This window comes from Aliivibrio sifiae, assembly GCF_002954705.1.
Classification (GTDB): Bacteria; Pseudomonadota; Gammaproteobacteria; order Enterobacterales; family Vibrionaceae; genus Aliivibrio; species Aliivibrio sifiae_A.
Window position 1 is genome coordinate 99,856 of record NZ_MSCO01000002.1, and the last position, 20,445, is coordinate 120,300.

Consider the following 20,445-nt stretch of genomic DNA (forward strand, 5'->3'; position numbering starts at 1 on the left):
TACACTTAATAAATAAAAATTATCTGTTATAAAACTTTAGGAGTTTATGTCAAGATGCTTCATATATCTACCTGTAAAATAAGGCATCTTTGGCGCAGTATTATGTATTTACTAGATTTATTAAGGCAGTTATTATTAACTAATGCCGATCAGTTAGTCACTTTATTGAGTAATTATGCACTATTTATTCAATGTCTAATAGATATGGCAAAGTACCCGTTAAGAGAGTGAAAGATAGATACAACAAGGGCTCCAGAATGATTGTAATAAATTCGTCTGAAGCCCTTGTTTTTATTGATGTTCGCTTAACTGACTGGCATTAGTTATTATTAACCTTTTTCTTGATTTTTCCAATTACCAATACGCGCTTCGATTTAGGGAGAGTCATATTACAATTAGTTTAGGTCTGATTTTTACATTAGAGTTAATGGTTATATTTAATTAAATGGAAAAGAGGTAACGCTTGCCGTGTATTGGCAGAGAGCTGATTTACTAAACCCGTTAAACATATCATGCATTTATTTAGGTCATTAAATTGTCACATATCTAATCGTATATTATGTGCGGGCTTTAAGTTTAGGTAAGTGAAATGAGACTAAAATTAGTAATGAGTTTATTTTTTATAGCCTTACCAGTATTTGGTAATTTGAGTAGCTATCATTATTCAATAGAGAATTATCAGTCATATTTATATTCTCGTAATATAGATATGAATGACTTTCTCGTCGATTTTGGGAATAAACTTGATTTAAGTGATGAATTTGTTCAGGTGGAAAGAGTGGCTCAAAATGCAGTCTCTAAACCAGCCCAAAGCTCAGCATTTAAAGCGGCAGCAACCAGTTTTAAAACGACAAACTCTATGGTAGGGGCATTAAAAGACACAAGTGAAGGCTCTCTACTTATCCTAGAGCAATTAAATTCGGATGTTTATCAAGAATACAAACAGGCTCTTTCTTTTCTTCCTGAGAACCAACGAGCTAGTGCATCAGAAATGCTTGATCGACTTAGGGCGGCTGAAGATAAATTTAAAAGGGCTAAAGTTAGCGCTGAAGAGGCGAAGATTACAGGAAAAAAACTGTTTAAACTTCAACGAATAGAACAAAATACTATGCCTTTACTTCACAGTTGGAAGTCAGAATCTTTAAATGTAAAGAGTGAACTAACCTCTGCTTTTGAAGAGCTTAAGGATATTAAAAAACAACATGCTCAATTACAGAAATCATTGTCTGTAGCAGCAAGAGGGGAAAAAAATACATTACGATTAAAGTCGTTAATGAAAAGTATGAAAATGCTAAAAGGGATTACTGCTTCATTAGGCGCATTAGGTGATGTTATGTCAACGGTAACCGCAATTGTTGACGCTGTTGATCCAAAGGAGAGTCGAGTTAACATCTCAGGTTCATCTGATAATGATGATTTAATACAAGCAAGTAACCGAGCGATAAATTTAAATACGGCAATGGTTGAGTATTATGTTGAAACGGCAAAATTGCGTACAGAAGCTATCTATCGATTAAACGATCGCTTAAGTAACCCAAGTATACGATGGCTTAATTTAGTCTATCTAATTGAAGAGGCGCATGCTCTTTATGGCGATGGGGATTGGCCAATTTTTGGGGCTGGAAGTTCGAGTCAATTTACTTCTGTTTCTATCAATTTTGCAGATGTTAATATTGGGCCTCTTATCGGTGAAATTAATCATTTAAGTGTGACTACGCCTATTTTATCTGAAAGTACCTTCCCCGCTCTTTTGGCTGAACCTTTTGTTGGTACTGGAGGTATTGTAACCAATCAGCTTTTTTTAGCGAATCTAGCCGGAAAACAACAAGCACAGTTAAGTAAACTTAGCGCAAAAATAGAAGGTAATAGTGCGGCTACTTCTGATGTTATTAATCATTCGGTTTATAATTTTATTAACACTGAAAAATCACTATCATTTGAACTTGAAAAATACCGAGAAGCGGTCAATCTTCTCTCTCACAGTATATTAAATGTATTCGAAGAATTAATGAAAGAGAGTAATGTAGAAAGAGGCCTTCCCTTTTTTTTACTTCATGAGGATGACAAGTGGAGCGTGCTGCAACGCTTAATTCAATATGCCAATGCACAATCGAATACTTATAACCGACATGGTGCTTTTTCTCTTTTTTCTCCTATTAGTTATGATATTTTTTTAAATGAAGAACGTATTCTTGAACAAACGACGGCGGCTTTTTTCTTTCTTATTCAAAAAGTAGGAGAGGAAGGGAGCGATTTTGAGCGGGAAACTTATCGGCGAACAGAGAGCATTAAAGAGTCAATATTTGAACACTGGGCTCTCTCTGAGTCAGTAAGAGTTGGGACTTCATATATCCATCCCCATTTGGTCTTTTCTTTTTTGAACTTCAGTATTGCGACGGCCCCTGGCCCATTTTATGAAGATGCTGTCAAGATGGCAGAGAGTTTGTTTTCTCCCGAGAATCCTTTTTTAGAGATTGTTGAATATTATGAACGCTACCGAGAAGAGAGAGGTTTAAACATACCACCTATAAATATAGCGGGTCCGATTCTAACAGGAGACTCATCTTTTAGCTCAACGACAGAATTTGGTGTAAAAAATATACCTAGTCATAACTTACGATCTTACTTTAATAGTGAGTGGGAACCATCACGCACTCCTGACAACAATTTTCTTTCACAGTTCCGTCATCAGTTTTCTAGACATTTTTATGAAAGTTGGTCTGGGGCAGGGTTTGATGAAGTTCAGGATCCGATAAGTAAAGAGTGGGCATATGTATATGGAGCAACAAGTACTAGTTATTACTCCCCTTTTTATATATTCCGTTCAAGCTATTATCGTGACTGGGAAAGTCATATTACAACGAAATAAACAGGTTAACTATTTTATTATCTTAACGAGTAAAAGTAGCTATGGATTAATAATAAAGTAAGTGAGTCTTAAGTTTTGCGCCCTTTTCAGGGCGCGATCACACTTTATTTTAAATTCCTAGAAAATTAAGCGTAACTCTATTTTTATATAGCAGTAATAATATCTCAACATCTCGTCGTGCCATTGCATCAGGGCGACCGCATGAGTGTTTAGATTTTAGCCATACTATTAAAACCAGCGTTCAATACTGCCTCTAACATAGAAGTATTCATCATGCAGCGTTTCTGCTTTCCGACAATACTAAGTTTAGTTGGCTCTTCTCGAAGCATATTCAGACTAACATCAAGTACCCAATGCATAAATTCAATACCCCAATGCTCTCTAACCGCATTAGCAGCCTGCTCTGCACTCAGTTTAACGGTACTCTAAATCTAGTTTCTTTCCTTCCTCAAAACGAAAATTTTCAACCATTACTATGCTTTTTAGGCTAGCCCAACGACTGAAGTCACCCTCAAGTTTTTTACTCCCTACTACATAACATTGACGTGATTCGATGCGTCCATGACTTTCTTTAAAAACAACAGTATCTGCTAGGTTTGCTCGTTCTTTTGAAAATGCTTTTTCTACTGCTTTACGAAGCTTTCCTTGATTGCTTTTTACTGCAAGTAAGTAGTCTCCGCCCTTGTCAGTAATGACTTTTGCTATCTTGGTTTGACATGCCATTGCATCGATAGTTATCAATGCTCCCTTTATGTCGAGCATCTTTATTAGTTCAGGTATTGCCGTAATTTCATTTAAAACAATCCATTGCGTTTAAACCAGTCATGATGGCCAAGGATGTATTCACGAATATCGAACCACCCTTTAGCTTCAGCGATTACCGAGCATAAAGAGCCAAATAGAACCTCAAACAGGCAATAAGTAGTTTTCGCACTTTGGCGTTGGTCAGTGACCGTGTGAAAATGCTTTTTAAAATGGTCAATATGCATGATGCTCTCCCTAAAAAGGGAGTATATGATCACAGCTAAATGTGATCGTCAAATCGATCTTTAAATTGACTAAAAAACGTTCACGATCTCACCCTGGCCATTGCATAGCTTAAGAAAATGTTTATTACATATACTGAGGAAGATATAAAATCAAACTTGCATTTATTACTAATATAGCAAATGTCTCACAATAATTATAGATATAGTCTATAGCTAAAAAGTATATATATATGATATACATTACCTACTAATTAAATAAAGTGTTTGAAATTCCCTAATAACATTTCTAGTATTCATACTTTAAATATCTGTGTATCTGATTTTTTTAGGATGTGATGCTTATTAATGTTATTGATACTGCTTCCTTTAATATAAATATACTAACTGATGATAAACTAGGTAAGTATGGTTTTTTGTCATTTATATTCTAAGTATAAAAATAGAGGTCAAGTAATATAAAAATTATTTAGATGAGGAAAATTAATGAGCACCTTTGAATTATATCCATCGTTAGACATAGTTTCAGGAAAAGCATTAACGTCTAAATCAGCAATAGAAATAACACAAAAAAAAGGGAATAGAATAAAAGAGATAGGAAGCCCTATAGATATAGCTTTTGCTTATCAAAATTTAGGCGCTGATTGGGTCCATATAGTAGATCTTGATGCCGCATCAGGTAAAAAAGATAACAGTGATATTATTGTCAGTATTATTGAGAGCAAAAATATTAAAATGAAAACACAAATATGTGGCGGAATTAGAACAATTGAACAATTAGATAAGTATATAAGTGCAGGATGTACAAGAGTAAACATTAGCTCAATGGTCTTTGATAAACCAAAGCTATGTGAGTTAATTTTAAAAGAATATGGGGATAAAGTAGCTATCGCATTAGATGCTAAACTAGTCGGTTTTGACTATCAACTAACGACTCAAGGCTGGAATAAATTACAAGGTAGTTTGTGTTCTACTATTGAATGGCTTGAACAATGCGGATGTACTCGCTATGTAGTTACCGATATAAATAGAGGAGGGATGATGAATCACCCCAATATAGAGTTACTTAATAAAGTACTAAAAATGACTAATAAATCCATTGTTTCTGGAGGTGGTATATCAAATCTAAGTGATATTAAAAATTTACAAGCTATTGGGGTTGAGGGGGCAATTCTAGGGCAAGTAATTCATACTAAGAAGCTTCCACTTTGTCAATTTATTAATGAAGCTAAAGTATTAAATTATGCACATTAGATTATCAGATGTTGGTATTTTAGGTGATGTAAGGTTTCCTAAAAACTTAATAATCGCTGATGACGGTTTTTTAGAACGTCATTTAAATATAAAGATAATGGATGGTTTTTTATTATCAAGAGGAAAACGATACTATTCTGAATTAATATGCAATGACTTAGTTATGGATGTGAAAAAATATCACAATGAATACAATACTACAAATTGCCTACCTTATAAGTACATATTACTTGATCACGCATTAAATGGAATGGTTCGTTTATTGGATATTTTAGCATCTTTCAATGAAGTTAAATTAATCAATTATTATATTGATAAAATAAAAGAATTATCCGTTTTAATTGTTAATTTTTTCATAGGGAAAAGGCTGTCTTCTCTGTCTGATTATTCTATGGATTTCCCTAAGTATCTTGGACTAAAAAAAACAAGGACGTATCTAGAAGGTGATAATCACCTTTTATCATTACTGTCTGTAATGCAAATGCCAGCATCAAGTGTATGTGTAGGTGTATTATTTGGCGGTGCAGTAAGTGCTTCGATTTATTCTGCTTATCATCATTCTCAACTCAATTATGTGAAACTGTCTTGTTATGACGATGCGAGCTTTAACAGTGAAAATTTATGGGGGGCAGAGATTAATAGTAATACATCCGTGCTTATCTTAGATGATAACTGTGGCACCGGTAAGACTTTGACGTTGGCACAACAAATGTTAAAAAATAATTATCAGATTAATGCCAAAATTGCAGCAATAGAACTTCACTGGGAAAAATTATTAAGGGTCAAAGGGTATAGGCATCAAGATGTTGTTTTTGATACGGGTTCTTTAGATTATTTAACCCCCTTGAGTGTTAGGCATCATCATTTATTAAATCAACTTGTCACCAAAAATGAACACATAACAATGCACCAAACAAGTGTTAAGGAATGGGTTGAATACTCACAAATTATTCTAAGTTTATTAGCCGATTTAGGAGAAGTGACTCCGGATCTAGAACAATTTAAAAATGCTTGGATTAGGTGAAGGTAATCAGTACATATTAAAAAATTCGATTCTAAAGGACTTATATGAAAGCTCACATTATTTGGGACTGGAACGGTACGCTTTTGAATGATTTCCATGTTTCTCTTTCTGCTACAAATCAGGCATTAATTGGTATTGGTTGCTTACCTCTTACACCTGATGAGTATCGTTCAAATTATAGCGTACCTGTTCATGATTTTTACTATAACGTGTTAGGTAGAACTCCAACCAGCGAGGAGTGGAGAAAAATTGGTCAAATATTCAATAATATATATAAACTAGAAATTCTTAATGCTTTACTCGCTGATGAAGGAATGGAGTTACTTAAAAGCAGAAAACATCAATCAATATGCTCATTAATGGAACATAATCTTTTAGTTCGTATGCTAAACAATTTTAAAATTTCCCATTTATTCTTAGATGTTCACGGAAGAATCGATCCTTTGTCAAAAGAAGGAAAACATAAACATTTGGAGCAACATGTTCATAATTTATTGAGTAAACACTCTGTAACGAGAGAGGAAATTGTAGTGATAGGTGACACAGAAGATGATGCCAACTCTGCATATTCATTAGGAATTCCTGCAATTCTTTATTCTGGAGGTACCTATAGTTATGAACGTTTGGTCAATACAGGGAGCCCTGTAGCTAAGACATTGAAAGAAGCAGTTTATCTTGCTGATAATATAATAAAAGAGAGAAATTTATGCTTAAAGCCGTTGTAGGACTTCAATTTGGAGATGAAGGAAAAGGGAAATTTGTCGATTTTTTAGCCTGTGACTACCAACATATAGTGAGGTTTAATGGTGGAGCAAATGCTGGTCATACTGTTATCGTTAATGGGGATCATGCTGCATTTTCACAAATACCAGCCACAGTTACTGATGGTAAATCTTTATATATTTGCCAAGGAGCTTTAATCAGTATGGAAAGAATGATCCAAGAGATCGATTTTATTCATTCAGTATGCCCAAATAGTAAAATTTATATTGACCCTCGATGCCATATTGTCATGCCGATTCATGTTCAACTAAATAAAGCCTCAGAAGTATATAAGGGAGAAAAAAAAATAGGATCTGTTGGTGTTGGTGTCGGTGCTTGTTTTGAAGATAAATCGAATCGTGTTGGTATACGACTAATAGACCTTATTGATGAGGAAACACTAAAAGATAAATTACAAACTCTTTGGGAAATAAAAGACAAACAGATTTCCAATGTTTTTGGTGGGGAATTAACACTTTGTTTCTATCAGGAATTAAATCGTTTATCTCTATTGGGAAAACGGCTTCAACCTTATTTTTGTTTTACTAATGACCTTATCAAAAAACTTCTAGATAATGGTACTGATGTATTATTAGAGTCTTCCCAAGCCACTTTTCTTGATAACAGCTTTGGCACTTATCCATACACAGTCGCTTATCAAACATTAATTCAGAGCTGTTTTACATCAATGGGGGTTCCAGCTGAAAAACTTAATGTATTAGGAGTAATGAAGTCTTACATGATTAGAGTTGGTAATGGACCATTGCCAACAGAGATAAATGATGAGCAAGCTCTCTATATTAGAGAAAGAGGGAATGAGTTTGGCACTGTTTCTAATCGTCCTAGAAGGTGTGCATGGCTCGATTTAGCGCTTATTGAGCATGCAATTGAATTAAATGGTGTTAATGAAGTAAGTATAACAAATGTAGATGTACTATCTAACATACAAAACTTGAAGATATGTGTCGGATATCGCCTTAACGGGTTAGAAGTATGTATAAATGAAGCTTTATTACACTTCGACCATGTTGAGCCTATTTATGAACAGTTTGATAGCTGGCCTGAACTTTATGGCACTTATTATTGCATAGATGATTTACCATTTAATTTAATAAAGTACCTTTCGTTTATCCAATCGAAAATAAGTGCAGATATACGGTATATATCTTATGGACCAGATAGAAATAAAACGCTTAGAATTAATTTTGGGGAATTTAAAGCACAAGTAAAAATTATAATGGAGACAATGGTATGATTTCGTATGTTACTGGGTTAATGTTTTCTCAAAATATTAAACATGTCGCATTAATTAAAAAAATAAAACCGACATGGCAAAAAGGGCTATATAACGGTATCGGGGGGGAAGTAGAGTGTAACGAGACAACATCAGAGGCAATGGTTCGTGAATTTGAAGAGGAAACAGGAGTAAAAACACACCCTGATGAATGGACGTTATATACCATCATTACTTGTCAAAATGAATATGAAGTATCCTTTTTCTTTATGATAAGCAACCAAGTTTACACCGTTCAAACCATTGAAAAAGAAGTTGTTTCTATTTTTCAAGTAAATCAACTTCCTGAAAATATCATTTGGAATCTACGTTGGCTAATTCCACTTGCGCTAGACCCCAAACTGACTTTTCGAGCTCCCTTAATATTAAACGAACTTTCAAGAACATAAACAATGATTATAGAAGATAGTTACAAATAATAAACTGTATTAAGCAGCTTCAAACCGCAAACTTCATCAAAGTCTGACTGTTGCTCCCACTGTTGCGCTGTAGTTTTAAATAAGTAGCGCATAGGTTTATCACCGAGACGTTCTTTTCTCTTGATAATACTGCTTGTTGCCATAGGCGTGAATTTGCCATCCACATCAGGGAATGCCAACTCCAACTTGTCACAGACATCTTGAATAGAGCGATTACGCTGGAGCCCAATCCCTAGAACTAGCCAAACAGCTTGATCTGCGGGTAGTCGGCGTTTTCGGAGCGATGTTCGTTCCGTTTGTTGAATCGCCTCTTCAACCCACTCCAAAGGAATATGTTTACTGAACACATCGATTGGACGTTCGTGGCAAAACTCTGCGGTCACTTGTAACTCTTTTGAAAATTCAGACATAAAAAATCGGCCGTAACTTACGTTACGACCGATTATGAGGCCTATGGAGGATCGTTCAAGTAGCTAAACGGTCGGCATTAGCTAATTAGTGCCGTTTTATTGTTTGCTAGTTACTAAGATTAGCTAAACATATCCAATAACCAGTAGCTTACAGGGTTGTCTGGACATTGATATGGACCGCATTCAATGAACGTAGAGAGCACATTGATTAACACTGCTACAATCGCCAAGATACAAGCAAATTTACCAAATGTACCCATTTGATAGACTTCAGATGACCATTCTTTATTCCAAAGCATAAGTAAGACGGCTACACCAACAATTGTCATCATAAAGATTACAAACGCCCATGTGTAATAATGCATACCTAGGATTGGGCTACCAAAACCTGGAGTTCCAGGTATGACGTGTAAAGATACTTGGCGTAGTGCAGTTGCTGCGCCGAATAATGCACCAATTAGGATTACACCGTAGTGTCGCTGCTGTGTACCATAAATAATGTTTAGCATGAAACCAAACATCACCATAACAAAGCCAATACGCTGTAAAAGACAAAGCGGACAAGGCAGTTCATTCCAAGCAACTTGAAGTACAGAACCCATCAGTAATACAAACGTAATACCAAGCAGTCCCAAAATATTAAGTAAGGTTACGTTTTTACTATTCATATGTTCACCTACAGTAAGATAGACAGAGGATCTGTCGCGTGATGATGAAACCAATACAAGCCAATAATGACAGAGGCGGTAAATAAAACGTAACTGAGACTTTTTTTGCCACTAAACGCGCAGAGCATCGCAACGAGTAGAAGCAAGAAGATTAAACTCATCATAAGTTAACACTTCCTTTAGTTAAGGTTTAATTGATTACCCTAAATCCTATATTGGATTTATGAGTACCTGACTTTAGTTTTACTTTCGAGATCTTAAATATAGGCTGAAAATGATATAAATTCATATAATTAAATGTAATGTTCAGACTGATCTACTTTTCGAGAACTAGTTTAAGAGATGTTAAGGGAAAAGGAGAGCTTTTTTCTAAGAGTTAAGTGTTTATTTCTTAGTGATAGATAAATAAAAGATGATACCATAACAAGGATAAATAAAAGGAGAGCGTCACATTCAGTGAGGAGTCAATGATTAACGTTTTAATAAATAAAATAGTAATCATTAACTCTGGTAAAGTCTAAGTGAAATAAATAATGATAGGATTAAATTAACAATATTAAATTCAGAAAGGTAAAATTATTTTAATTACCAAAAATGGAATGTAATTTTTATGTTTTAGTATTTTGTTTCTTGCTTTTTATAGTCTTTATTTATAATTCAGCTCTATTTTAAATCAATTGGTGTTTGTTTTTTTGTATATAAATAATGAGATAAATAAATTCCTCTATTTTGCCAGGAGTAATATCTTACGGCTGAATCTTTACTTGAATACATTGTTTTTTTACATTTCATACATTCGATAAAATATATTCCTTCTTTTATTTTCATAACATGAAGCTTTCTTGAATGACATTTAGAACAACTTAATCTGTTTATTTTTGATGCTTTGTCTATTTTTCGACAAAAACTTTCTAGATCATCATTTTCTAATGATTTATATATACCTTTTGAATTTTCCTCTTGTGAAATCAAGTTGTTAAGGGCGTATGAGTAGAACGCTGGTATGTTACAAGTATTAGCCTCCATCCTATTTATTTTTGATAACGGTACTCCAAATAGTTTTGAAAGATATGCAGTATTCAATTCAAGTAAAAATCGAGCAGCAATGAATTTATAATGGGTATTAATATTATACATAGTCATATCCCTATAATATTTAAATTAACTTTAATTAAAGTAATATATTTAAATATAATTTATTTTTAATCTTTAGCCATTTATCATGTGGCTTTTTTAAGAATATAAATTACAGATTAAAAAGATGCAACCGTATATTTACAGGATGCCATAAGTGTATTTTTTGTTAATTCTGGTTAGTTTTAATAACATGAGCAATAGTGTTCATTATTAATATGCGTTCGCGATCAACACTTTTTAATTAATAATGAAAGTAATCTGATTGGACATTTATGATTGTCTTTTTTATTAATGTAATTAGTGTGAGTTAGATCAACAAATTACTCTCTATGTTGTTTTTAGTATTTTAAATATTTTAATTTTCTCCCCGTCATTCAAACAGAAGAAATTAATTATGAAAAATTTAAGCATTGCGATAAGTAATAATCTTGGTGATTACTTCATGCCTCTCGCTGATATGTTAGTTGAAACGTTTAATCGAGAATTAAGACCTATTGATACAGTGGCGCTAACAGATGTTAGCGCAGTGATTTTGTCAATTGAGGATGTGTCGGGAAACGTACATAAGCAAATTGAAGAAACGTGTTATGGCATTCCAGTGTTTGTTATTTGTGGTAATGGAACACGCCAATTGTGTTCTTGTGATTATGCGAAAGTAACCAGTGTGATTGACTTAACTCAACAATCTATCTCGTATTATTGCCGTCAAATTAACGAAGCGGCGCATAAATACGAATCAAAAGTATTACCTCCGTTTTTTGAAAAAATTACTCGATATGTTGATCAAGGGAATGCGGCGTTTGATTGTCCGGGGCATCAAGGTGGTCAGTTCTTTAAAAAACATCCAGCAGGTAAGCAGTTTTATGATTTCTTTGGTGAAAACTTATTCCGAAGTGATTTATGTAATGCGGATGTCGCGTTAGGTGATTTATTGATTCACGAGGGACACGCGTGTGCTGCACAAAAACATGCAGCAAAAGTGTTTAATGCAGATAAAACCTATTTTGTTCTTAACGGAACATCGGCATCGAACAAGGTGGCTTGTAACGCTATTTTAACCCCCGGGGATTTAGTGTTATTTGATAGAAATAATCATAAATCAAATCACCACGGTGCATTATTTCAAGCGGGTGCAATTCCTGTCTATTTAGAAACCGCTCGTAATCCTTATGGCTTTATTGGTGGTATTGATGAGCATTGTTTTGATGAAAGTTATATTCGCGATCTCATTGCAAAGACAGATCCAGAGAGAGCAAAAGCTGAGCGTCCATTCAGAATGGCGATTATTCAGTTAGGTACATACGACGGTACTATTTATAACGCTCGTTTTGTTATGGATAAAATTGGTCATCTATGTGATTACATTTTGTTCGACTCTGCGTGGGTAGGGTATGAGCAATTTATTCCTATGATGAAAGACTGTTCACCGTTGTTATTGGATTTGAAACCAGAAGATGCAGGGGTACTTGTTACTCAATCTGTTCATAAACAACAGGCGGGTTTCTCTCAAACGTCCCAAATTCATAAAAAAGACAGCCATATAAAAGGACAAGCTCGTTACTGTAATCATAAACGTTTCAATAATGCCTTTATGATGCACGCATCAACCAGTCCATTTTATGCGTTGTTCTCAGCATTAGATGTGAACGCAAAGATCCATGATGGTGCCTCTGGTCGCAAGCTATGGCATGAATGTGTGAAAATCGGTATCGATACCCGTAAAGAGTTATTGAACAGTTGCGAATACATTATTCCGTTCATTCCTGAAAAAGTAGATGGGCAATTATGGCAAGAATACGATACCGAACTCATTGCTAATGAGAAAAAATTCTTCTTATTTAATCCAGAAGATACGTGGCATAAGTTTGAAGGTTATGGAAATGAACAATACTTTGTTGACCCTTGTAAGTTATTGCTAACAACGGCCGGTATTAATGAACATGGTGGTTATGCTGATTTTGGTATCCCTGCAACCTTATTGGCTAACTTCTTACGTGAAAATGGGATTGTCCCTGAAAAATGCGATTTGAACTCAATTCTGTTCTTACTGACACCAGCAGAAGATATGGCAAAAATGCATCAGTTAGTGGCACAAATTAATCGTTTTGAACAATTTGTTAAAGACGATGCGCCATTACAAGTGGTATTGCCAACCGTATATGAAGCTAATAAAGAGCGTTATAGAGGATATACGATTCAACAATTGTGCCTTGAAATGCACAATATGTATCGAGAGCTAAACGTGAAAGAGTTACAACGTTGTATGTTCCGAGAAGCCCACTTCCCAGAGATGAAAGTGGTTCCTCAACAAGCGAATACTCAGTATTTCCGTGGAGACTGTGAATATGTTGAGTTAAAAGAAGCGACGGGCCGTATAGCAGCAGAAGGTGCTCTTCCTTACCCTCCAGGTGTTTTATGTGTGATCCCTGGAGAGGCATGGACTCCAGAAGTCACTCAATACTTCTTAGCGTTAGAAGAGGGGATTAACCAGTTCCCAGGATTCGCTCCTGAAATTCAAGGTGTTTATTTAGAAGAAGTAAATGGCCTAACAACCGCATTTTGTTATGTCCTTAACGAATCAAATTAATAACTAATGAGCGCGGTAGGAGCCTCCTCCCGCGCCACTTCAGTGGTGAATTTATGACACAAAAATCAAAAATGGGCGTAGTGCAACTTACTGTCCTAACTTTCATTAATATGGCCGGATCCGGTATTATTATGTTGCCAAGTAAATTGGCACAAGTAGGCTCGATTTCGATTATTTCATGGCTTGTGACTGCTATTGGTTCTATGAGTTTAGCTTATGTATTTGCTAAGTGTGGTCGATTTAGTAAACGTCCTGGTGGTATGAATGGTTATGCTTCTTATGCCTTTGGTGATTCTGGTGCTTTCATGGCAGGGTGGACTTATGGTCTATCTTTACTAATAGCGAATATTGCCATTGCCATTACTTCAGTTGGTTACGCCCAAGCTTTTTTTGAAGTTTCGCTAACGCCAATTCAAACTTGTATCGCTACAATTGGTGTTTTATGGTTATGTACCGCTGCTAACTTTGGCGGTGCAAAAGTGACTGGTCAGATTGGTACGTTTACAGTGTGGGGGGTGATTTTACCTGTATGTAGTTTAGGGATTATTGGTTGGTTCTGGTTTAGCCCTGAGATGTACGTTAACTCTTGGAATCCACATAGCTTACCATTTGGTGAGGCGGTTAGCGCTTCAATTGCCATGACATTATGGGCATTCCTTGGGTTAGAATCAGCCTGTGCTAACAGTGATTCAGTTGAAAACCCAGAGAAAAACGTACCTATCGCGGTACTTGGAGGTACGTTAATTGCGGCTGTGGTTTATATTATCTCTACTAACATTTGTGCGGGTATTGTTGAGAATGGTGCTTTAGCTGCGTCAACCGCGCCATTCAGTTTAGTATGGCAAGTAATGCTTGGCTCTTGGGCCGGTAAAGCAGTGGCCGGTTTAGCTGTAATCGCATGTACAGGGTCTTTATTAGGTTGGCAGTTTACTATCGCCTCTGTGTTTAAAAGTTCGGCTGATGAAGGCTTCTTTCCAAAGGTATTTTCTGAAATTGATCAACGAGGAACACCAGTAAAAGGGATGATCATTATTACGGTTATTCAAACGGTATTATCGCTAATGACGATTAGTCCTACATTGAATGAACAATTTGAATCGCTAGTCAATTTAGCGGTAGTGACTAACGTAGTGCCTTATATTCTATGTATGGCTGCTATCTTCATTATGCAAAAGTTTGCTCATGTAGATAAAAAAGAGATGAGTAAAACAAACTTTATTGCGGTCATTGCTGCGGTATACAGTTTCTATGCACTGTATGGTTCTGGTTCTGGTTATGATGCGATGATGTGGGGTTCTATTGTTACCTTCTTTGGTTGGACTATGTATGGTTTTATCGCATACAAGCATGAAGATGTAGAAACAGAAGAAGCTAGATAAAAAGTGAATAATCAATAAAACCCCTATTTCGACAGTGGTTGAAATGGGGTTTTTGATTATGTTATTTATAACTACGTAGACATAGAAAAGCCCTTAGCATGATACAGCGTAAGGGCTTTGATAAGGTTATTCTTTGTTAAGTAAGAAAGAATTAACTCTCTGGCAACCATGTTTGTTCAGAAACGATCTTCTGGTTTTTGAACGTCAATTGTTCAACTTTATCACCATGATTGTTCCAATGAGTGACTGAACCATCTTTGATTTTACCGTCATCATAATTGGCTTGGGTCGCTTTTTCCCCATTAGCATAGTAGCTGGTGTATTGACCGTATTTTTGTCCATCATCGTAGCTGATGGTTAAATTCTTCTCGCCATTGTCATACCAACGGGTAGCTTGACCATCTAGCTGATTATTCTTGTAACTAAATTCTGTTTTCTTCTGACCGTTTGCATACCAAGTTTGCATTTGGCCGTTTAACTTACCGTCTTTGTAATTAAGTTTTGAAGCCATTTGGCCATTTGGATACCAATTACTTTCGGTGCCAACTTCTAATCCTTTGTTGAACTGCACTTTGGTTGAGATTTGTCCATTATCGTATTTTTGAACGAATGCTCCTGTGTACGGGCTTTCTTGGTTCACTTGATAAGCTACACCATTACGCATTTGTAAATAATTAACAGAACTGTCTTTTGGTGCTGTTGCTGCGTAACTGGCACCAGACACTGCACTTAGAGCAAGTAGAACAGGGATATATTTCTTCATAGTGGTACCTCATTTTTTGGCTAACATTTCACATTGAACGGCTGTGGTTTGGCCTATATTACTTTCATCATTTTTATTTTTTTGATGTTAAAAGCTAAGCTGGTATTCAATATTTCATTTATTTTTATGAATGTCAGTACCGAATTTTGTACTCATACATTTCATTTATGAGGTGTAAATTTAGGGAACTTTTCGTGCTTCTTAAGGTAGTACTAGTAGCTTTGTTTTACAAAGTCTAAGAAGGTTCTGTCGGCTTTAGATAGGTAACCGTTCTTTCTCCATGCAATCGAAATATCAAGAAAAAGAGGTTCACTAAAAGGGATAGAGACAATATCTGGCTCGTTTTCGGTGGCTAACTCTAACAAGGCACTAATGGCGAAGTCTCGTTTTACAATTTTTAAAATCACAGGTAATAAGTTGGTTTCAAAAGAAAAATTTGCGGTCAGATTTTGCTGTTGGCAAATGGTGTCTAACCTTTCACGATGAAAATATCCTTGCTTAAACATAACGAGTTCTTGAGAGAAAAACTCTTTGAATGATAATGTTTTTTTGGTTGAAAACTCATGTTCAGGACTGACTACTGCCACCATTTGAGAACGTAATAAATGGTCAGAATCGAGGGCGTCAGGCAAATCTCTTACTTGAGTAATACCAAGGTCAATTTCCCCATCAAGTAACATTTTTTGAATTGATTGAGCGCCTGCTTCTACCATTGTGAGTTTTAATTTAGGATAGCGGCTTTTAAAGGCCATCAGTACATCAGGAAAATAATAGGTTCCCATTATGCTAGGCACACCCAATCGAACCTCTCCTTTTTCTAGTCCTCTTAATTCTTTCATAGCTAAAGTTGCATCATCCAACTGCTGTAGGATAAGTTTGGCGTGTTTAAGTAGGGTTTCTCCTTCATGAGTAAGGGTTATTCTGCGTTCATGACGACGAAGAAGTTCGAGTTCTAGCTGACCTTCAAGTTTTTTGATAGCAACACTTAATGCAGGTTGGGCAATGTATAACGCATTTGCTGCATGAGTAATGTTTTGGTGCTCGGCAACCGCAACAAAATACTTCAATAATCTTGTATCCATCTTAATTACTCACCATAACTAAAAACTATCAAATCAATAATTATTATATATTTTCACTATTTCAATGAACTTGCTACTGTTTTGATATTGTTTTCCTGATGATGATCACTGAGATGATTGAATTTCGTAGCCGAGCTTATTACCAAGTGAGTGCAGGATTGGCCTTTGGATCGTTTTTGGTATTTTGTAACCTATATTTATTTCAGCCTATGCTACCTGTTTTAGCTGTTCATTTTTCTGTTTCAGCAACTCAAATTAATTGGTTATTAGCAGCAGGTACATTTACTCTCGCTTTAATGCTATTACCTTGGGCTATTGCTTCTGAGATAATAGGCAGACGTAGAGTATTATTGATTAGTTTATTTTTACTGCCCGCGATTGGTTTGACGTCATTGCTTACGGATAATCTGATATTACTCATCATAAGTCGCGCACTAATGGGCTTTGCTTTAGGTGGATTTACTGCGGTGGCAGTTGCTTACATGGCTGAAGAGTTTTCGGCAAAGGCATTTAGTCATGCGATTGGTGCTTATATTAGCGCTAATTCATTAGGTGGGATCTCGGGACGTATTTTTGGGGGAATGATAACCGATCACTTTGATTGGCAGACCGCAGTTATTAGTATGGCAATACTTAGCTTCGTAGGCGCTATTGTGGTCGCTTTTGTTCTTCCTAAAGAGACACAATCTAGCACTAAAATGCCGGAACTATCTCAATATCATCGAATTATTTTTCAACATCTTAGAAATAAAAAGATTCTGTTTGCTATGTTGATTGGTGGGGTGAACTTTGCTTTATTTGTTAATCTATACACAGTGACAGGTTTTCGTTTAGTCGGTGCGCCTTATATGTTACCTATTAGTATTGCTTCTATGATTTTCCTCTGTTATTTATCTGGTACTGTTAGTTCTCGATTCGTAGGGCTGTGGTGCCAACATTTTAGTTCGGTATCAGGGATGTTTGTTGGGTCATTATTAAGCTTATTGGGGATGTTCATTGCTAGTAATGAGTCACTTATTATGATCATTATAGGGCTGAATGTACTTAGTTTTGGTGCTTTTTTTACTCACTCTTTAGCTTATGGTTGGGTTAGTCAGCAAGCGGAAACCGCAAAATCTACAGCAACGGCTTTATATCTAGTTCATTATTATGTTAGTGGTAGTTTAGGTGGCTTTTATTTGATGTATTTCTGGCAACACGGTGGATGGGAAAGAGTGATATTAGGTGCTGGTGTATTATATGGTGTGATTTTTTGGTTATGTTGGCGTTTGTATCATTATACCCACACCAAGACAGTGTGGGCATAAAGGAAAAGATTAAGCGTTAAATATTTGGAACCCATTTTTACCTGAACGCTTAATGTAATACATGGCTTCATCTGCATTATGCATTAAGTCATTAATGTTTGAACCATGCTCAGGGTAGAAGGCAACACCAATACTTGTGTTTAGCATGTGTTGTTCACCATCAAGAGTTAGTGGTCGATGAGATAAATACAGATAAGCCTCAACTTGTGAAATAATGTTTTTTGTATCTTCAAAATCATAAATGAGGATCGCAAATTCATCTCCTCCAATTCGAGAAACATACGCATTAATTGAAAATGCATACTCTAGATTCTTAGACACGGCTTTTAATGCAAGATCTCCGACACTGTGGCCAAAGCTGTCATTAAGATCTTTAAATCCATCCAGATCAATATAGATCAACGCGAGTTTTGTGCCAGTTCGTCGTGCGTTTTGCATTTTCCAATGGAATAATTTCTTAAAGTAACCACGGTTAATTAATCCCGTTAAACTATCGTGATGGGCTAATTTTCTAATTTCATTATGGTCGATAGATTTTTTTAGTTGTAATCGAGCAATAATATAGGCCATCACGAATGAGAATAAGATGATACTTAATGAAATATACAAGTCATTGGCTGATACATTTTTTAATGACCATTGATTTGAATGTGGAGCGAAAGTGATTAAACGCCAACAAGTGTCTTGTTTTATTATATGAACTTCTTTTAATAAATCTATATTTTTAGGGTAAGAAAAAACAGAGTTAAATGTTAATACACCGGTATCTAGCGTGAATTGGCCATAATCTTTATTATTTATACAATCATATGTTTTTGGGTAAATATCAGAAAACTTTTTATGCTCATGATTAGGGAACATAAAGGCAAATTCAAGCTCAGGACGACGGTCATAGAATAGAAAATAATCATTATTATTAATGAGCATGTGGTGATCTTTATCATTTAGATTAAAGATTTTTAAACCATCAAGTAGATGCTCAGCTAAGTAATTTAAAATCACGATGCCACGCTTGCGGCCTTCTTTATCATACACTGGAGTTGCAAGGCGGATCATAGGCTTATGAGGCAATTCAATTTCACCATGCTCGACATTAAGATCAAGCGCAGAGATATAAACGTCGCCATCATGCAATTTTAAACTGTCTTTAAAGTAGTAACGATCAGCTTTATTTTGTAATTGTTTTTTTGGAACAATTGAAGGGATACCGTCATTATAGTTAATTCTAATAATTTCATTACCTTGAAGATCAAGATAACGAAGCTGATCATAGAGCCCCTTACGTAAACTTAAGGCAAGGGTATTTAACTCTGCAAGTTCGGTAAGTTTTTTATTTCGGCCACTGTAAGCGTGATGGATTTCAATAAAGTCAGACAGCAACAGTAAATCTTGTCCAATACTATCAAGTGTCATTGAAATATATTTCTTCTGTGCAGAAATAATTGCTTTTTGCTCAGATTTTATTTTATTAATAGAGATTTCGTTTTCTGAATACTTATAAAAATAAAAAGCAGAGAATAGCAATGTAAAAAACAGTAAGAATAAAACGATAAAGCGTGGCCAAAAAAAGAATTTAGTAGGCTTATTTAATTTCATTACTTCATTCACTTACAAAAAATTAACAAATATTAAAGAACTTAGTGAAAACAGGCTCGATTTTGAGGCGGAAATCACTAAATTTGGAAAATAACCGTGAGAGGAACTTTATAATATATAATGATTGCTATCAATGCTTATAGAATAGTTAAGTGAATATTAATTGAGCTTTATTACTATGAAAGTAGGGAATATTCTAAATTAAACCTTACTTTTAACTGCAGTTACATATCTTGCACAACTGTAACAATAATCATTATTAATTTTATTGTTATTAAGGGTTGAATATAAGCATTGGCTTTCTTATTTCTATTTAGTCTAGAAAGCGAATGCTTTTAATTTAAATTGAAGTGGATTTTGATGGCATTGGGTAATTAATGCTAATGTATTCTGGTTCTTCTATACCTGCATCTTGGTTTAATACGCGTGTTAGTACGAAATAGTAGTTAGCTAATACATTGGCAAAGCGAGGTAGGGTTTCTGGTATCTTCTTTGTGGTTAATTTATCGACTTGAACCAAAGCGCGAACTACTTTTTTACTTAGGCTACGACACTGGTGTAATTGGATCACAGCCCCAGTCCCTCTTGGAAGGACAAAGCGTTTTCCTTTATCTTCTACTTGTTCTTTAAAAACGAGCATTTCAGCGAGTAGTTCTTGTACGTCTTCTTCAAAAATACCGCATTTTCCACGTATTGAACCATTTAAATGAAATATCTTTGGTTGTAAACGCTCTAGAGATTCTCTTACTTGTGCATGAGTGATTTGAGAGAGTGCTAAGCCTGTATAGGCACATAGCTCATCGGTTAAAATCTCAAAATCACACAATGGACTGTCTTCAAAAATAAAAGGGTATGAAAGCTCACCAACCACACCTGATGCTTTTAGTGCCATAATTAAATCACTTAGT

Annotated in this window: 17 protein-coding genes and 1 pseudogene; 9 read left to right on the forward strand and 9 right to left on the reverse strand. The window is 35.3% G+C overall.

The window, feature by feature from the left end; translation table 11 throughout:
• The first annotated feature begins 589 nt into the window (after positions 1-589).
• A complete protein-coding gene (locus BTO22_RS11560) occupies positions 590-2,869 on the forward strand; it encodes a hypothetical protein (protein WP_105055663.1) in 2,280 nt (759 codons plus the stop codon).
• Between the two features lie 209 nt (positions 2,870-3,078).
• On the opposite strand, the pseudogene BTO22_RS11565 reads toward BTO22_RS11560, so the two are convergent.
• Positions 3,079-3,858 (reverse strand): annotated as a pseudogene (locus BTO22_RS11565) (ISAs1 family transposase).
• Between the two features lie 483 nt (positions 3,859-4,341).
• On the opposite strand from BTO22_RS11565, the gene BTO22_RS11570 reads away from it, so the two are divergent.
• The 5 genes from BTO22_RS11570 to BTO22_RS11590 are packed head-to-tail and all read left to right on the forward strand — an operon-like array spanning position 4,342 to position 8,578.
• Positions 4,342-5,109 (forward strand): 1-(5-phosphoribosyl)-5-[(5-phosphoribosylamino)methylideneamino] imidazole-4-carboxamide isomerase, encoded by a 768-nt coding sequence (locus BTO22_RS11570; RefSeq protein ID WP_105055664.1) that lies wholly within the window; start codon positions 4,342-4,344, stop codon positions 5,107-5,109.
• The gene (locus tag BTO22_RS11575; RefSeq protein ID WP_105055665.1) at positions 5,099-6,133 is read left to right on the forward strand and encodes a hypothetical protein; all 1,035 of its coding nucleotides are present in this window, start codon (positions 5,099-5,101) and stop codon (positions 6,131-6,133) included. Before BTO22_RS11570 ends, BTO22_RS11575 begins: the two co-directional genes overlap by 11 nt.
• Before the next feature lie 44 nt (positions 6,134-6,177).
• On the forward strand, positions 6,178-6,858 hold the full coding sequence (locus BTO22_RS11580) for an HAD family hydrolase (RefSeq protein ID WP_105055666.1): 681 nt from the start codon (positions 6,178-6,180) through the stop codon (positions 6,856-6,858).
• Positions 6,840-8,150 (forward strand): adenylosuccinate synthetase, encoded by a 1,311-nt coding sequence (locus tag BTO22_RS11585; RefSeq protein ID WP_105055667.1) that lies wholly within the window; start codon positions 6,840-6,842, stop codon positions 8,148-8,150. The genes BTO22_RS11580 and BTO22_RS11585 overlap by 19 nt, the downstream gene beginning before the upstream one ends.
• Positions 8,147-8,578, forward strand: coding sequence for an NUDIX domain-containing protein (locus tag BTO22_RS11590; RefSeq protein ID WP_105055668.1), 432 nt, complete (start codon positions 8,147-8,149; stop codon positions 8,576-8,578). Before BTO22_RS11585 ends, BTO22_RS11590 begins: the two co-directional genes overlap by 4 nt.
• Before the next feature lie 20 nt (positions 8,579-8,598).
• Here the strand turns inward: BTO22_RS11590 and BTO22_RS11595 are convergent, their stop codons facing one another.
• The 4 genes from BTO22_RS11595 to BTO22_RS11605 form a co-directional block, all read right to left on the reverse strand.
• Complete coding sequence (locus BTO22_RS11595; protein ID WP_258132569.1) at positions 8,599-9,018, reverse strand: transposase domain-containing protein; 420 nt, start codon at positions 9,016-9,018, stop codon at positions 8,599-8,601.
• Between the two features lie 119 nt (positions 9,019-9,137).
• Complete coding sequence (locus BTO22_RS11600) at positions 9,138-9,686, reverse strand: disulfide bond formation protein B (protein ID WP_105055669.1); 549 nt, start codon at positions 9,684-9,686, stop codon at positions 9,138-9,140.
• Between the two features lie 8 nt (positions 9,687-9,694).
• The gene (locus BTO22_RS20080) at positions 9,695-9,850 is read right to left on the reverse strand and encodes a DUF5993 family protein (RefSeq protein WP_219843872.1); all 156 of its coding nucleotides are present in this window, start codon (positions 9,848-9,850) and stop codon (positions 9,695-9,697) included.
• Between the two features lie 499 nt (positions 9,851-10,349).
• Positions 10,350-10,823: a hypothetical protein gene (locus BTO22_RS11605; protein ID WP_105055670.1), complete on the reverse strand. Its 474-nt coding sequence runs from the start codon at positions 10,821-10,823 to the stop codon at positions 10,350-10,352.
• 394 nt (positions 10,824-11,217) lie between these two features.
• Between BTO22_RS11605 and speF the strand changes: the two genes are divergently transcribed.
• Both speF and potE read left to right on the forward strand, forming a co-directional pair.
• Positions 11,218-13,410 (forward strand): ornithine decarboxylase SpeF, encoded by a 2,193-nt coding sequence (gene speF / locus BTO22_RS11610; protein WP_105055671.1) that lies wholly within the window; start codon positions 11,218-11,220, stop codon positions 13,408-13,410.
• Positions 13,411-13,463: 53 nt separating this feature from the next.
• Positions 13,464-14,789: a putrescine-ornithine antiporter gene (gene potE / locus BTO22_RS11615; protein ID WP_105055672.1), complete on the forward strand. Its 1,326-nt coding sequence runs from the start codon at positions 13,464-13,466 to the stop codon at positions 14,787-14,789.
• A gap of 151 nt (positions 14,790-14,940) precedes the next feature.
• Here the strand turns inward: potE and BTO22_RS11620 are convergent, their stop codons facing one another.
• Positions 14,941-15,552: a toxin-antitoxin system YwqK family antitoxin gene (locus tag BTO22_RS11620; RefSeq protein WP_105055673.1), complete on the reverse strand. Its 612-nt coding sequence runs from the start codon at positions 15,550-15,552 to the stop codon at positions 14,941-14,943.
• Positions 15,553-15,764: 212 nt separating this feature from the next.
• Complete coding sequence (locus tag BTO22_RS11625; RefSeq protein WP_105055674.1) at positions 15,765-16,634, reverse strand: LysR family transcriptional regulator; 870 nt, start codon at positions 16,632-16,634, stop codon at positions 15,765-15,767.
• Positions 16,635-16,747: 113 nt separating this feature from the next.
• On the opposite strand from BTO22_RS11625, the gene BTO22_RS11630 reads away from it, so the two are divergent.
• Positions 16,748-17,941, forward strand: a complete 1,194-nt coding sequence (locus BTO22_RS11630) for an MFS transporter (protein ID WP_258132570.1) — start codon at positions 16,748-16,750, stop codon at positions 17,939-17,941.
• Between the two features lie 9 nt (positions 17,942-17,950).
• Here BTO22_RS11630 and BTO22_RS11635 read toward each other — a convergent pair whose 3' ends face one another.
• The gene (locus BTO22_RS11635) at positions 17,951-19,537 is read right to left on the reverse strand and encodes a diguanylate cyclase domain-containing protein (protein ID WP_105055676.1); all 1,587 of its coding nucleotides are present in this window, start codon (positions 19,535-19,537) and stop codon (positions 17,951-17,953) included.
• A gap of 340 nt (positions 19,538-19,877) precedes the next feature.
• The gene (locus tag BTO22_RS11640; protein ID WP_105055677.1) at positions 19,878-20,429 is read right to left on the reverse strand and encodes a cobalamin adenosyltransferase; all 552 of its coding nucleotides are present in this window, start codon (positions 20,427-20,429) and stop codon (positions 19,878-19,880) included.
• Between the last annotated feature and the right edge of the window lie 16 nt (positions 20,430-20,445).